We start from the raw sequence: 15,675 nt of genomic DNA on the forward strand, positions 1-15,675 counted from the left end.
ATGACAGGTTCCCAGTCAGAGCTCCATCACCCGCTTCATAAGCAGGTCGCCCGGGCTATTCGTGCGCGGAGGCTCCTGCAACCGGGGCAGAAGGTCCTGGTGGCCGTGTCCGGGGGGCCGGACTCGGTGGCGCTGCTCTCCATTCTGCACCAGCTTGCACCGGCCTGGAATTTTTCGCTGACCGTCGTCCATTGCAACTACGGGTTGCGGGGCGCCGAATCCGACGGGGATGCCTCGTTTGTCGCGGCACTCTGCCGTCGCCTCGAACTTCCGTGTCATATCAGACGGCTCACGGTAGACCGCAGTGGAACAGGGGAGTCGAGCTCATTGCAGGCGCGAGCCCGGGAGTCTCGCTATCGGCTGTTTCGTGACGTGGTGGCCGAACTCGGCGCAGATCGTGTGGCGCTCGGGCATACGGCGGATGACCAGGCCGAAACCGTGCTCTTGCGGATGTTGCGCGGGGCCGGTTTGCGAGGATTGGCCGGCATGCCGCATATCCGGGAGAGCCTATTCGTTCGGCCGCTCCTCAGTCGTTCGCGTCAGGAGATCCTGGCCTATCTCCAGGCCGTGGGATTGTCCTATCGGACCGACTCCAGCAACGCCAAATCGATCTATCTTCGCAATCGTGTCCGGCACGAATTGCTCCCGGTGATGCAGTCGTTAGCCCCGGCTGCAGCCCGGATCCTGGCGCGCCAGGCTGATCTCCTACGGGACGATGATCGGCTGCTGGATGCGTTGGCCGCACACCGTCTCGAGCGGACCATTCGGAGCCGCGATTCGGCTACGATCGTGCTCGATCGTACAGTGTTGCTCAAACAGCCGCCGGCCCTACAGCGCCGGATTCTCCGTCAGGCGATCCAGGCGGTGGCGCCGTCAACCGGCGCGCCGCGAAGCGATGTCCTGCTGTCGATGTTGGCATCACTGGCCTCACATTCGGGAGGCATCTGGAACGCGGGTGCTGCGACGGTGGCCTGCGAACAGGATCAGGTGAGGTTGACGGCGGTCTCCCCAGTGGCTCCGACGGGTGGGACAGTTCTTCAACCGATTCATACGGCTTCAGTCCCCGATGTTGTGACGATAGCCGCTCTCCCTTCGGCCGTTTCCTGGCCATTGACGGGAGCGGTGATTCGTCTGCGCGCGGTGACGCGCGAGCGGGGATTGGTCCTCCTGGAGAAGCCATCGTCTTCCGTGGCTCTGCTGGATGCCGACCGATTGTCGTGGCCGCTGACGATTCGCCCCTGGCGCCACGGGGATTGGTTTTTTCCGACCGGCATGGCGGGGCGACGAAAGAAATTGCAAGATTACTTCACAGATGCAAAACTGGGTCGGTCTATGCGAGAACGGATCCCACTGGTGTTGTCGGGTGAGGGCATCGCCTGGATCGTCGGGCAGCGGGTCGATGCCCGGTTTGCCGCCACCGGTTCGACCATCCGATTTGTCCTGGCCCGTGTCACGCAGCCTCTACGCCGGAAAGGAGTCTCCTAGGAATGGAACGCATTTTTGGTCGCCCCATTGTGACGCAAGAGCAGATGCGGACTCGCATCCGTGAACTCGGCCGGCAAATTGCGTCTGATTATGCCGGAAAAGATCTCGTGCTGGTCGGGGTGCTCAAGGGCGCATATGCCTTCTATGCCGATCTGGCGCGGGCCATCCGGATTCCGATGCGGGTGGAGTTTATCGTGGTGACCAGTTATGGCGCCGGCAAGAAAAGTTCCGGCAAGGTCAAGCTGGTGTCGGACCTGACCGAGCCCATTGCGGGCAAAGACGTGTTGCTGGTGGAGGATATCGTCGATTCCGGCCTGACGGTGCAATATCTCATGAAGACATTATCCCGTCGAAAGCCCCGATCGTTGAAGGTCTGCACGCTGCTGAGCAAGCCCGATCGTCGAACCGTCGAGGTGGATCTCGAGTACGTGGGATTCAAGATCCCGAATAAATTTGTGGTCGGGTACGGCCTCGACTATCGGCAGGAGTATCGCAACCTGCCGTACCTTGCGGCGCTCGATCAGGGGGATGAACAGGAGCAGGAGTCTGCATGAAAGGTTGTTCCCCCTGCGGAACGTATGGTAACATTCTGCAGGGTTAGCTAATTTTTCGGTCTGCCTAATATCCTCAAAGGAGAGGTGGATGAATTCACGTGTAAAGAATTTGCTGTTCTGGGTCGTAGTCGGCCTCTTCATGATTTTGCTGTTCAACCTGTTCAGCGTGCCGACTCACGCGCCGGAAGATGAAGTCATATTCAGCGATTTCATGGCCAAGCTCGACAAGGGCGAGGTCATGAAGGTGACGATCAAGGCCAACCACATCAGCGCAATTTTAAAGGACCAAAGCCGGATCCGGACCTACACGGCCGAGTATCCTGAATTGGTCAAGCACTTGCGTGAGAAGGATGTCCAGATCGAAGCCCGGCCCCCTGACGAGAGCCCCTGGTACATCACCTTCCTGGTGACGTGGGGACCCTTTATCCTTTTCCTCGGTCTCTGGTTCTTCCTCATGCGCCAGATGCAGATCGGGGGAAATAAAGCACTCTCGTTCGGAAAGAGTCGCGCGCGCATGCTGACCGAAGAGCGCAAAAAGGTGACGTTCTCCGATGTCGCCGGTATTGAAGAAGCGAAGGAAGAAGTCCTTGAGATCATTGAGTTCTTAAAGGATCCCAGAAAATTTCAAAAATTGGGCGGGCGCATTCCGAAAGGTGTCCTGATTGTCGGTCCTCCGGGAACTGGAAAGACGTTATTGGCGAAGGCCATTGCCGGCGAGGCAGGCGTTCCGTTCTTCAGTATCAGCGGATCGGACTTTGTGGAAATGTTTGTCGGGGTCGGTGCTTCCAGAGTCCGAGATCTCTTCGAGCAGGGGAAGAAACATGCTCCCTGCATCATCTTCATCGACGAAATCGATGCGGTCGGTCGTTTGCGTGGCGCCGGTCTCGGTGGCGGCCACGATGAACGCGAGCAGACGCTCAACCAGCTGCTGGTCGAGATGGATGGGTTCGACACGACGGAAGGCGTCATTCTGATTGCCGCCACGAACCGTCCTGACGTGCTTGATCCGGCGTTGCTGCGCCCGGGCCGTTTCGACCGCCAGGTCGTGGTCAACCGGCCGGACTTGCGAGGCCGCTCGGAGATTCTGAAAGTCCACACCAAGAAGGTGCCGCTGGCTGCCGACGTGGAATTGGAGAAGATTGCGCGGGGCACGCCCGGATTCTCCGGCGCCGACCTGGAAAATCTGGTCAACGAAGCGGCGCTGTGGGCGGCGCGCTGGAACAAGAAAGAAGTCGAGCTGATCGACTTCGAAATGGCGAAAGACAAGGTGCTGATGGGGGCCGAGCGCAAGAGCATGGTGCTCAGCGACGAAGAGAAGCGCACTACGGCCTATCATGAAGCCGGTCACGCACTGATGGCCAAGTTGCTGCCGGGGACGGATCCCGTTCACAAGGTCACGATCATCCCCCGTGGGCGGGCGCTCGGTGTGACGATGCAGCTTCCCACCGACGATCGCCATAATTACTCGAAGGATTTTCTGTACAACAATCTCGCCATTCTCATGGGCGGTCGTGTGGCTGAAGAATTGGTGCTACACGATGTGACGACCGGGGCAGGGAATGATTTGGAGCGGGCCACAGACCTCGCCAGAAAAATGGTGTGTGAATGGGGCATGAGTGAAAAGTTAGGACCTCTGACGTTCGGCAGGAAAGAAGAGGAAGTATTCCTCGGCCGTGAGATGGGGTCGAAGCGTGATTTTAGCGAACAGGTTGCGCTCGAAATCGATCACGAAGTCAGACGTCTGGTTACGGAAAATTATGAACGTGCGAAGCGCATTTTGACCGATAATATGACGAGCCTGAAGGCGCTTGCTGAGGCGTTGTTGGAAAAAGAAGTGCTGGACGCGTTGGAGATCGATCAGATCCTCATTCAAGGATCCTCGTCGCAGACGGTTCCCGCCTAAGCTCTGTATCGCTGTTGTCGCAGGGGCTTCATTCGTGTTGCCCCTGCGACGACGGCGCTTCCTATACAATTCGTGCCACGGGTCGGGAAGCCGCTCCTATACATGACCGCCGTCGGTTTGATTTCCCTCCCGCAGGTGCGTTATGTCGCAGACTGATGTCCTGTTCCTGATCCGGAAGAGAGAAGGACCTGCCTGATTGTGACCACGACCTCATCCTCAAGCCCTCTCCTCTTAACTGCTGGCTCTCGGACGTTCAGTTTTGAATCAGGTCCACTCCTCATGGGGGTGCTCAACGTCACCCCCGATTCATTTTCAGACGGCGGTGCCTATCTCACGGTCGAGCATGCCCTGCAGCACGCCAGACAGATGCAGGCCGAAGGTGCCGATATCATCGACATCGGCGCTGAGTCTTCAAGGCCAGGGGCTCAACCGATCGACGAAACAGAAGAATTACGTCGCCTCCTTCCTGTCCTGGAAGCGGTCCATGACGCAGTGCCGCTTCCTATTTCCGTTGATACGACTAAAGCCGCGGTGGCCCGTCGAGCGATTCGTGCCGGTGCCACCATCGTGAATGACATTAGCGCCTTGCGCGGTGACCCCTTGATGGGCTCGCTGGTGGCTGAAACCGGCGCGGCCGTGGTGTTGATGCACATGCAGGGGACTCCGCAATCTATGCAGCAGGCGCCACGGTACGGCCATGTCGTGGAAGAGGTGCTTGCATTCCTGCGCGAACGGGTGCAGGTCGCCATCGCTCACGGCATCAAGGGAAGTCAGATCGTCCTTGACCCCGGCTTCGGTTTTGGTAAGCTCCAAGAGCATAATCTTCAATTGCTCGCTGAGTTTGACGCCTTCACGAAGCTCGGTTATCCGGTTCTGGCAGGGGTCTCCCGTAAACAGTTTATCGGGAACCTGACTCAACAGCCGGTGCAGGAACGGGGGTACGGCACCGCCGGCGCGGTGGCAGTGGCCGTCCTTAAAGGGGCCCGGATCATTCGTGTCCACGACGTGCGATCGATGCGAGATACCGTATCCGTCGTGTCAGCCATTTCCTGTCACGCGCGTTCTCATGTAGGGGTATCCAATGCGTAAATTGTTCGGCACAGACGGTGTTCGCGGGGTGGCCAACCTCGAACCGATGACCAGTGAAATCGCCATGCAATTGGGGCGCGCGGCCGCCCATATTTTCATGCGGCGCGCAGGCCGACACCAGGTGGTCATCGGAAAGGACACGCGGTTGTCGGGATACATGTTGGAATCGGCGCTGACATCCGGGATCTGTTCCATGGGAGTCGACGTACTTCTAGTCGGGCCTTTGCCCACCCCGGCGATTGCCTTCCTCACGCGAAGTCTGCGGGCGGACGCCGGCGTCGTGATCTCTGCGTCGCATAATCCTTATCAGGACAACGGGATCAAGTTTTTTTCCAACGAGGGATTCAAGCTGCCTGATGAGCTAGAGGCGCGCATCGAACAGCTGATCATTTCCGACGAGATCAAACATCTTCGCCCGACGGCGGACGCGATCGGAAAGGCCTATCGTATCGATGATGCCGAAGGCCGGTATATTGAATTCGTCAAACGCTCGCTTCCCAGAGATCTCGATTTTCAGGGGATCAAGCTGGTGGTGGACTGTGCCAACGGTGCCGCGTATAAGGTCGCTCCAGCCGTTTTCCGCGAACTCGGCGCAGAAATTGAAGTGATCGCAAATACTCCGGATGGAATGAACATCAATGACGGCTGCGGAGCCGTGCATCCGGAGCGCTTGCAGGAGGCCGTGCGTCGGCATGGCGCCCATATCGGTATTGCGCTGGACGGGGACGCCGACCGGGCCATTTTTGTCTGTGAACAGGGAAAAATCATCGATGGCGACCATGTCATGGCCGCGCTGGGACTCGATTTGCACGCGCAGGGACAACTTGCCTGCGCGACCGTGGTGGGAACCGTCATGAGTAATTTCGGACTGGAAATTGCCATGAAGAAGGCCGGAATCCAGCTGATGCGCACGCCCGTGGGAGACCGGTATCTCATGGAGCGGATGCTGGCCGACGGATACAACTTCGGAGGAGAACAATCCGGCCACTTTATTTTCCTGGACCACAACACCACGGGCGATGGCTTGATCTCGGCGTTGCAGATTCTCTCGCTGATGAAGCGTACCGGGAAGCCGCTGTCTGAATTGGCGAAGGCGATGACTGCCGTCCCGCAGATTCTGTTGAACGTGAAAGTGAAGCATAAGCCGGATCTCAACCAAATCCCGGATATCCAGCAGGCTATTAAGTCCGCCGAAGTGACCCTGAACGGGAGCGGCCGTGTGCTTGTGCGGTATTCCGGCACCGAATCACTGCTCCGCATCATGGTTGAAGGCGAACGTGATTCCACCATCCGTGAGGTCGCCGATCATCTTGCGGAGATCGTGCGTGCCCGCATCGGATAGCATCGGGCCGATGCCGTAGGCGCCGGATGTTACCGACTCTTACGATCATCTTTGTGCTCGGCCTCGTTCTCGGTTCCTACCTCACGTATTTTCCACTCAGCATCGCGATCGTCCTGCTGGCTTGTACTGCCGGCTGCGTGTGGCTGGAGCGTCAGCATCGCCTCACGTCACGACAGAGCAACGTGCTCCTGGCCTGTCTGTTCGGCGGATGTCTGTATTGGACCCTGTGTGCATCGTTTACTCCGCACGTGCTGCTGCAGGATAGTCCCCGTGCGCTTCCTGTCCGGTTGACCGGAACGATTGTGGAGGCCGTTCGCCATGCGCCGGGCCGTCTCACGGCTATGGTGCAGGTGACGGGCAGCGATGACCCCCAGTTGCCGATACCGTTTCACTTGCGTCTTACGTGGCGAGATCCGGACCGCGATCTCCTCCGCGGGTTGCAGATTCGTACTCGCATCCATGTCCATGCGCCCTCGGGAACTCTGAATCCGAGAGGATTCGACTATGCGGCCTATCTGGATGCGTTGGGTGTCGATGCCGTCGGATCGGTCTCAGGAGCCGGCGTCATCGAGGTGCTTGATCCAGACCGGGAGGCGCCGCTTCACCTGTTCGCCTCCCTCATCGAAGAATGGCGCGGCCGGGTCAGAGCCGCCGCCGAGATGCTTCCCCAGCCCAGTCGGGGCCTGTTTCTCAGTTTGACCATCGGTGAACAGGGGTTTCTTGCACCGGAAGTCCGTGAATGGTTCATGACGACCGGGACGGTGCACATTCTCTCGATCTCCGGCTCGCATCTCGGTCTCATCGCCTTGCTCTCGTTCGCATTGGTCAGGAAGGCGTGCCTGTTGCTGCCGTCCATACTTCTGCTGAGCCTTTCTCGGTGGCTCACGGCGACGAGACTGGCCGCGTTGCTGACACTGGTTCCAGTGCTGGCTTATACGGTGCTGGCCGGTGCGGAGACCGCCACGATTCGTAGTGCCATCATGATCGCCGTTGCGCTCTGGACCGTATGGCTCGGCTCACCGCACTATCTCCTTCACGCACTCGCTGCCGCCGCCGGTCTGACGCTGTTGGTCCATCCTGCGGCGCTGTTCGATATTTCCTTTCAACTGTCTTACGTCTCGGTCTGGGCGCTGGCCCTGGCGCTGTCGCGCGAGACGCCTGTCGATGAATTGCCGCTTCCGAAGGAATCCCCTGCCGGACGGATGCGGTACTGGTTTCGCGAGTCGCTGCGACTGACGGCGTTGGTGACGCTTGCCACCGTGCCCCTGGTGGCCTGTTACTTCAATCAAGTGTCATGGATGGGTTTGTTCGCGAATCTTCTCATGGTGCCCTTCGTCGGTTTCATCTTCTTGCCGACCAGTTTGTTGACGGCCGTCTGGGTGATTGTGACGCACAGCAGCACGCTCCCTGGCGCTGCGTTCATCGATTCGTTGGGGCAAGGGCTGATTGCTTCGACACATGTGCTGGCCGGTTTGCCGGGCGCGGAATGGTTCGTGGCCGCACCGACGATTCCCATGATGCTGCTGTTCTATGTGCTGGGGTGGGCGCTGTTGGCGGGGTGGCCGGCCCATGCTGCGCCGCTGCTCAGAAGGTCCATGGCCTCGGGCCTTGCTTGTATCCTGCTCTGGTGGCTTTGGTCTCCACGTCCCTTCGGTGGGGAGGAGATGGTGCGCGTGACCTTCCTCGACGTGGGGCAGGGTGATAGTGCGGTCATCGAATTGCCCGATGGGACGGTCACGCTGATCGATGGAGGCGCGACCTATGAGCGGTTTGACATGGGGCGGAGTGTGGTGGCGCCTTTTCTGTGGAATCGAGGGATTCGACGCATCGATCATGTCATCGGGACACACCCGCAATTAGATCACGTCGGAGGGCTGGCCTGGATCCTGGCTCATTTTCAGGTAGAGAAATTCTGGACCAACGGGGCGGAGCGGCAGGAAGAATTCTGGCGCAGGATCGAGCGAGCGATGGTGCGGCGGAAGCTCGAAGCCGCGGTGGCGACGGAAGGCCGATTGATTTCCGAAGGACCTGTCTGCCGCATGGTGGTGCTCAATCCTCAGCCCAGGCCGGAGTCGTCAATCTCCGCAAAGAGCGAGTCGCTGAACAACCTGTCGGTCGTCACTGAATTGGTCTGTCGCGAGCAGCGTGTCCTGTTTACGGGGGATATCGAACGGGAAGCCTTGACCCGTCTCACCCATTCCGGGAATTCCGCTCACATTGCCCTCTTGAAGGTTCCGCATCATGGGGCAAAGAGTTCGCTGGAGCGGAGGTGGCTTGAAACGATCAGGCCGGCCGTCGCCGTGGTGTCTGCCGGTCGACGCAATCCCTATGGTCATCCGGCCGGAGAGGTCTTGGCGGCCTATCAGGCGGTCGAGACGCAGATCTGGAGGACGGACCGGGATGGCGCCATCTGGGCCGAACTCGATCTCACTCGACAGCAACTCTCCATGCACAGCACCAGAGAATGGATACTGCAACCCGCCCTGACCTCGGCGGACATATGGTCCGTGGAGCAGGACAATCTGCGCCGCTTATGGCGCCGTTGGAATTGGACGTAGCCCAGGCGTGTTTGCTGTCGGCCGTTCATGCTCTCCGTGCCGTCACCGGTCATCTTCCCATCGCTCAACGATCTCCCTCCTGTGCAGATTTAGCCGTCTCGGATGGCAGCAGGCTGTCAATTTTGCCGACAGGCAGGAAACGTATACCGCGTAAGTCGTCAATATTGTGTAAGAGCCCCCAGAGCATCGGCAGGGCATAGCACATGCAGACGTGCTGCACTGTCCGGTCATGTTGTCTATCACAGGCCACAGCAGGTCGAATGGCATCCGTATTCTTGAGTCGGATACCGGAAGCAGCAAAGACTCGACTCGATGGGCTGAAGCAGTCAGGCGATACAGCCAAAAGCATGGTCCGTGCGATCCCCGGCCGGCGGTACATCAGACTGGGGGATTGATCCGGATGATTCTGGGAGAAAAAGCAGCAAGATCATGACGAAGCGTCTTTTGTTTCTGGCTCCTGCGCCGCCCTCCGACCGGCAGGGTGGGGGAGCCTTGCGCATGTTGCACCTGTTGCGGTTCCTGGGGAGTCGCTTTCAGGTGGATCTGATTGCTCCGGCGCTCGACGGCGCGGAGGATGCGCAACGACTGTTGAAGGATGTCTGCGCTGAGACGATGTTTGTTCCGCAGCAAGGGCCCGGTTTCCTCGATCGAATCGGCCAGGTGAGTCCCTATGTCAAAGATCGGGCGTTAGCTGCCGTCGTCCGTGAACGCCTGGCGAGCGGCCAATACGGGGCAGTGCACTTAGAAAAGCCCGCGATGATTCCCTATCTCCCGCCCCATGTGTCGGTGCCGGTGGTGCTGGATGTCTGGTCCTACAGCTCGACGAGTCCGTTGCGGATACTCAGGGGCGTAGGCGGAGCTACCGGTCGGTCGAGACAACTGGTCCGGCTCATCAAGGTGGGGATCTTCGACCGGTTCCGCTGGCCTATGGTACATTGTGTGACGGTCGTATCCGAAGAGGACCGAATCCGTTGCGAACGTGCCCATCCGGGCCAACGGGTGCTGGTGGTTCCCAACGGCGTCGATTGCCGGACGATCCTGCCCAAGCCGGATCATGCCGCTACGTCGCCTCTGTTGCTGTTCACAGGTGATATGGGGGCGGAACCGAATGTCGAAGCCGCGCTCTTCCTGGCCACGGAAGTGTTTCCTGCGATTCGACGGGATTTTCCCAAGGCGGAATTGCGCTTGGTCGGGAGGAACCCGGACCCACGCGTGCGCCGCTTAGCAGGATCGGGCGTCGAAGTGACCGGCGCGGTTCCCGACATGCAACTTCATCTGCGAGCCGCGACGATGTATGTCGCGCCTCTTTGTACCGGCACCGGGTCCCGGACAAAAATACTGGAGGCCATGGCGGCAGGGCTCCCGATCATCACCACGTCAGTCGGGATCGAAGGGATGAAGGTACAACCGGGGAGGGATTTGTTGGTGGCCGATCAGCCGGTCGACATGATTGAGTCGATCCACACCTTGCTGATGAGTCAGCCCGATCGCGAGCGGTTCGGCCATGCGGCGCGCCATATGGCGGAGATCTGGTATGACTGGAGCCGCTGTCTCTGGCCCCTGGAGCCGCTCTATCAGAATCTTCTGATTCCGAAGGCCGTGGCCTGTTGAGCGCTGCCACCGGGCGGCTGCGAATCACATCCGGTGACAGCGCAACGGTCTCGCTACAACCCCAGTTCGGCGCGGCACGACAGGAATCTGTTGTGTTGTGCCGGAGCCTCCACGTAAAATTTCCCGCCGGCACGATTTCAGGCTCTGACTGCTCCCTGCTGGCCCGGCACGACAAGCGGCTCCTGACGCGATGACGATGATTCCGCATTCAAAACCTTCCCTGGGACAAGACGACATTCGTGCGGCGACCGAGGTGCTCCGATCCGGTCTGATCGCCGGGGGACCCGTCGTCGGGCAATTCGAGCGTGGCATGGCCGCGTATCTCGGGGTGCAGGGCGGGGTAGCGGTCAGCTCAGGCACGGTGGCCCTGGAGTTGGCATTGCGTGCCATAGGAGTCGGGCATGGCGACAATGTCATCCTGCCCAGTTATGTCTGTCCGGCGCCCTGGCTGGCGGTCCAGCGAGTCGGTGCACAAGCCAGGATCGTCGATATCGATCCGGTGACCTACAATCTGGATCCGCACAAAGTCCGCAAGGCCCGCACGTCACGCACTCGGGCGGTGATCGTGCCGCACCTGTTCGGGTTACCGGCTGATCTGACGGTGTTGGAATCCCTCGGGATTCCACTGATCGAAGATTGTGCGCAGACCCTCGGTGCTATGGAACAGGGCCGCGCAGTCGGCAGCGTCGGTCTGCTCACGGTCTGCTCGTTCTACGCCACGAAACTGCTCTGCACCGGCGAGGGCGGCATGGTGCTGTCGAACGATGAGGCGTTGCTGGAGCGGGTGCGGGCACTTCGCGAGTACGATCAAGCGCCGTCACTCAATGCGGCGGCGTTCAACTGCAAGATGACGGATCTGCAAGCCGCGATCGGCGTCACGCAGCTCAACCAGCTGGGAGAATTTCTCGAGAAGCGAGCAGCGTTGGCCGCGGTCTATCGCGACAGCCTGCCTGCCGAACTCTTCACTCCGCCCTCGGTTCCGGCAGGACGAACCCATGTCTACTATCGATTTGTCGTGCGGTTGCAGAAAGGGCTGCAGTCGTCCGATGAGTTCACGGCCTATCTCTCGCGTATGGCGCATCGAGGTCTGCAGTGCCGCAAGCCCGTCTTCCGGCCCTTGCATCGGTATCTCGAGTTGGCTGATTTTCCTGCCAGTGACGAGGCCGATGATGTCGCCATTTCGCTGCCGATTTATCCATCGTTGAGTGACGATGATGTGAAGCTGGCAGCGCAGATCCTGCAGGAAGAGCTCCGGTAACGCCGCCTTCGTATTGATCGCTCTCTCGACCGACCCGCGTGATCCGGCAGCGCGTATGGTTGGGCACTCTGCCATCATACCCTTGACCCGCGCCCTGCTGATCGTCATGATGGCACGATTTTTCGGTCGTCCTGAGATGACGGCAAATTCCTTCCCCCTTACGCAACCGGAGGACATGCCTATGGTGCCCACCGTCGAGTGGAAAGACGGAGCGGTCCGTCTGCTGGATCAAAGCCGCCTCCCGATGCACGTCGAATTCCTCGACTGTCGCGATTATCGCGCGGTGGCGCAGGCGATCCGGGACTTGAAAGTCCGTGGCGCGCCAGCGATCGGTGTCACGGCCGCCATGGGTGTGGCGCTGGGGGCGCAGGCAGTGACGGCCACCGAGTACCGCGACTTTGCCACGCAGGTGGGGGAGATCTGCGACCATCTGGCGGCATCGCGCCCGACGGCCGTCAATCTGTTTTGGGCCATCGGCCGGATGAAGCAGAAGCTGGCGGCGCTCGACAATCAACCGGTTGCGGGGATCAAGGCCCAGCTCATCACAGAATCGCAGACGATCCTGGATGAAGATATCGCCCTCTGCAAGGCCATGGGGCAGCATGGGGCCGCGTTGATCCAGAGTGGTCAGACGATTCTGACGCACTGCAACGCCGGCGCCCTTGCGACCGCCGGGTATGGAACGGCCCTGGGTGTCATTCGGGCGGCGTGGGAGCAGGGGAAGCAGATCCAGGTCATTGCCGACGAAACCAGGCCGGTATTACAAGGTGCGCGGCTGACGGCATGGGAGTTGATGCAGGATCACATTCCTGTCACGCTCATCACGGACAACATGGCCGGTGCGCTCATGCGCCAGGGGAAGATTCAGCTCTGCGTGGTCGGAGCGGATCGGATCGCCGCCAACGGCGACGTGGCCAATAAGATCGGCACGTATTCCGTGGCCGTCCTCGCGCGGGCGCACAACATTCCCTTCTATGTGGCGGCGCCGTACTCCACCATCGACCTCAAAACCCAATCGGGCGCCGACATTCCCATCGAAGCGCGCAATTCGCTCGAAGTCACTGCCATTCACGGCAGCCACCCGATCGCTCCGGCCGGCGTGGCGGTGCTCAACCCTGCCTTCGACGTCACCCCGGCCGGGTTGATTACCGGTATCATCACCGAGCGGGGCGTGTTCAAGCCGGGGGAACTGGCTGCGCATTTCCGATCGTAAGAGGCGGGCTACGCCTGTATCTTGTGTCGCTGAACGTGAGTGGGTGGTCGGATCTGCGAATGGTTATCCGGCATGTCTAGTAGTCCTTTACCTTGCCAGCCCTTCCGCCGCTTCTTTATAATGCCGCGAGACTGTGGCTTACGCCTCAATGAATGTCGATTTTTTAGCTGAAGGAGCCTGACGATCCATGAGTGAACGAACGCTTGCCATTGTGAAACCGGATGCCGTGAAGAAAAACGCGATCGGCGACATTATCAATCGGTATGAAAAAGCGGGATTGCGGCCTGTGGCGATGCGGCTGATGCATATGTCGAAAGCCACGGCGCAGGGATTTTATGCCGTGCACAAGGCGCGTCCGTTCTTCGACAGCCTCTGTACGTTTATGTCGTCCGGCCCCTGTGTAGTGCTGGTGCTGCAAGGCGACAATGCCATCAAGAAGAATCGCGAGCTGATGGGCGCAACCGATCCGGCCAAGGCCGAGCAGGGGACGATCCGTGCGGCTCATGGGGCCAATATTGAATTCAACGCGGTGCACGGCTCGGACGCGCCGGAGACGGCCAAGTTCGAGATCGGGTACTTCTTCGCCGAAATGGAGTTGGTCGGGTAGGCGCACGTTGAGCGCAGCCAAGTCTTATGTGATCCATGCTCGACGGTCCTTGCCGGGCCGTCGAGCCGGGTCGCCACTTCTTTCGTTTATCCTGCTCATGGTTTTCGTGGCTGGCTGTGCCGGGTCGCCGCCGACCTCGATGCCTGCTGTCGTGCCTCCGACAGAAACCCCGGCAGGCGCGGCGGAGACCAGCCTCTGGTACCAAGCCTCCACCGCGTTCTCCGATGGACGGTATTCCGCCGCCATTCATCTCTACGAACGATATCTCACGAACTATCCGAAATCCCGTCGCGCGCTGGAGGCCCATTGGGATCTGGGGCAGGCGTATGAACAAATGGGTGAAGTGACGGCGGCGATCAAAGAGTACCGGACGTTGGCCGGTCCGGAGGGCGCGCCCCTTTCCGTGCAAAACTCCTACGCCGAACGCGCTCAGCATCGAATCGATGCGCTACGCAACCAACCGGCTTCGCCGGCCGGCGCGAGATCCGGCCATACCGCGTTGTATGTCTCCTTCAGCAATCTGCCGCCGATGTCCCAGGTTGAAGCCTGGATCAGGCAGCTGAGCGCGCAGGGCATCAGTGCCATCCTGATGGATGCCAGTCTGGAGTCATCCTTTACCAGGCCGCTGATCCCCACGAGCCCACCCACGAGCAGCCCGCTGCCGACTCTGCCCGGTGGGGCGTTGTTTGCCACGTCGCGTGGGCCCGTGCTCACGGACTGGTATGGGGTCATGGTGCCGCAGGCCCACGAGCTGGGGATTTCCGTCTATGCCGTGCTTGATCTGTACCATGCGCCGCTGTCCGACCATCGACCGGAATCCAAGATGCTGCTCTATGATCCGACGCGGCGCAAGGTGCATCCCTGGACGCAGTTCGATCTCCTGGCTCCGGCCGTTCAGCAACAAATGGCGCAGCTGCTGACGGATCTGCTGAAGACCGGTGTCGATGGCCTGGTGTTCCGCAGCCGCGCCGAGAATAGTTTTGCCTATGAGGTGAGCGACGGCGTGTTGCGCCAGTTCGAAACGCAGGTCCATCAGCCGTCCTCCGAGGTGGCCCAGGCTCTTCGTGATCGCATGGCACTTCGTCCGAACGAGCCGGCTCCGAATTCCGACAAGACCCTCTGGCGCTGGGTCGGGTGGAAGGCTCGCCAGGAACTCGATACGCTGGCCCGCTTCAAGAAATACTTGCAGAAAGCCGTCCCGCGTTTCCGGATGGTGATCGAAATTCATCCGGAGGCCTTGTCGAATCCGACGTCCGCCCTGGTGAACTACGGGGAAGATGCCGCGGAGGCGCGTCGTCGTGGGTTTGATTTGCTGTTAGGCGGGGCGTCCCGCGAGGCTTCGGACGTCCGGTCGTTTGGCGGTGCGTTCAAGGGATGGAGTCGCGATGTGATTCAGTCGGAGAAGGGCGAGCCACAAACCCTTCCGCAGGGATGGGTGTTGCTCCGCACCCCGGCGGAGCACGGGGGTGGCATGTTCACGGGGCTCGCGCAGCAGGCGGATGAACTCCGCACGCCCGACATTCGTCACCTTGTGTTTGTGCCGGACGCGCCCGTGGTGATTCCTTGACAAAGTTTTTCGCAGCTTTTACGATCGCGCAACCCGTTTCCTGTGCGCTTTTATTCACGTAGGCCGCTCGTGCAGCGGCCGTCACGAGGAGAGTCATGATACCGTCCAATCTTCGTTACCACCAGGAACATGAATGGGTCCGTGCTGAAGGAGTGCAGGCGACAGTCGGCATCAGTCATTTTGCCCAGGATGCGCTGGGCGACATTGTGTTTATCGAACTTCCGAAGGTAGGCGCCAAAGTCACCGCCGGCCAACAGATCGGCGAAGTGGAATCGACCAAAACCACGTCCACGATCTATACCCCGGTCAGCGGAACCGTTGCGAAGATCAATGCCGATCTCAAAGATCATCCTGAGGTGGTCAATTCCGATCCGTACGGCAAGGGATGGATGGCGGTCATCGACCTCACAGCGCCGGCTGAAGTGGATCAGTTGATGACGGCCGCCCAGTACGAAACGTTTCTGAGCAAACAGAAACATTAGGCGCGT

12 protein-coding genes are annotated in these 15,675 nt (G+C 59.9%); all 12 read left to right on the top strand.

What is annotated here, in order from left to right; all coding sequences use genetic code 11:
* Nucleotides 1–1,485 carry a tRNA lysidine(34) synthetase TilS gene (gene tilS / locus H8K11_05990; GenBank protein ID MCS6263292.1) on the top strand — a complete coding sequence of 495 codons (1,485 nt, stop codon included), beginning with the start codon at nt 1–3 and terminating at the stop codon, nt 1,483–1,485.
* A gap of 2 nt (nt 1,486–1,487) precedes the next feature.
* Nucleotides 1,488–2,039, top strand: coding sequence for a hypoxanthine phosphoribosyltransferase (gene hpt, locus H8K11_05995; protein ID MCS6263293.1), 552 nt, complete (start codon nt 1,488–1,490; stop codon nt 2,037–2,039).
* An 88-nt stretch (nt 2,040–2,127) separates the two neighbouring features.
* Nucleotides 2,128–3,942 carry an ATP-dependent metallopeptidase FtsH/Yme1/Tma family protein gene (locus tag H8K11_06000; GenBank protein ID MCS6263294.1) on the top strand — a complete coding sequence of 605 codons (1,815 nt, stop codon included), beginning with the start codon at nt 2,128–2,130 and terminating at the stop codon, nt 3,940–3,942.
* A 198-nt stretch (nt 3,943–4,140) separates the two neighbouring features.
* A complete protein-coding gene (gene folP / locus H8K11_06005; GenBank protein ID MCS6263295.1) occupies nt 4,141–5,031 on the top strand; it encodes a dihydropteroate synthase in 891 nt (296 codons plus the stop codon).
* Nucleotides 5,024–6,373 (top strand): phosphoglucosamine mutase, encoded by a 1,350-nt coding sequence (locus H8K11_06010; protein ID MCS6263296.1) that lies wholly within the window; start codon nt 5,024–5,026, stop codon nt 6,371–6,373. The genes folP and H8K11_06010 overlap by 8 nt, the downstream gene beginning before the upstream one ends.
* Nucleotides 6,374–6,399: 26 nt before the next feature.
* The gene (locus tag H8K11_06015) at nt 6,400–8,931 is read left to right on the top strand and encodes a DNA internalization-related competence protein ComEC/Rec2 (protein ID MCS6263297.1); all 2,532 of its coding nucleotides are present in this window, start codon (nt 6,400–6,402) and stop codon (nt 8,929–8,931) included.
* 429 nt (nt 8,932–9,360) lie between these two features.
* Nucleotides 9,361–10,542: a glycosyltransferase gene (locus tag H8K11_06020; protein MCS6263298.1), complete on the top strand. Its 1,182-nt coding sequence runs from the start codon at nt 9,361–9,363 to the stop codon at nt 10,540–10,542.
* Between the two features lie 196 nt (nt 10,543–10,738).
* On the top strand, nt 10,739–11,800 hold the full coding sequence (locus H8K11_06025) for a DegT/DnrJ/EryC1/StrS family aminotransferase (protein MCS6263299.1): 1,062 nt from the start codon (nt 10,739–10,741) through the stop codon (nt 11,798–11,800).
* Between the two features lie 181 nt (nt 11,801–11,981).
* A complete protein-coding gene (mtnA, locus tag H8K11_06030; GenBank protein ID MCS6263300.1) occupies nt 11,982–13,013 on the top strand; it encodes an S-methyl-5-thioribose-1-phosphate isomerase in 1,032 nt (343 codons plus the stop codon).
* A gap of 187 nt (nt 13,014–13,200) precedes the next feature.
* Nucleotides 13,201–13,620, top strand: coding sequence for a nucleoside-diphosphate kinase (gene ndk, locus H8K11_06035; GenBank protein MCS6263301.1), 420 nt, complete (start codon nt 13,201–13,203; stop codon nt 13,618–13,620).
* 139 nt (nt 13,621–13,759) lie between these two features.
* The gene (locus tag H8K11_06040; GenBank protein MCS6263302.1) at nt 13,760–15,187 is read left to right on the top strand and encodes a tetratricopeptide repeat protein; all 1,428 of its coding nucleotides are present in this window, start codon (nt 13,760–13,762) and stop codon (nt 15,185–15,187) included.
* Between the two features lie 95 nt (nt 15,188–15,282).
* Nucleotides 15,283–15,669 carry a glycine cleavage system protein GcvH gene (gene gcvH, locus H8K11_06045; protein ID MCS6263303.1) on the top strand — a complete coding sequence of 129 codons (387 nt, stop codon included), beginning with the start codon at nt 15,283–15,285 and terminating at the stop codon, nt 15,667–15,669.
* Nucleotides 15,670–15,675 lie beyond the last annotated feature (6 nt).

This window comes from Nitrospira sp., from assembly GCA_024998565.1.
GTDB lineage: Bacteria > Nitrospirota > Nitrospiria > Nitrospirales > Nitrospiraceae > Nitrospira_A.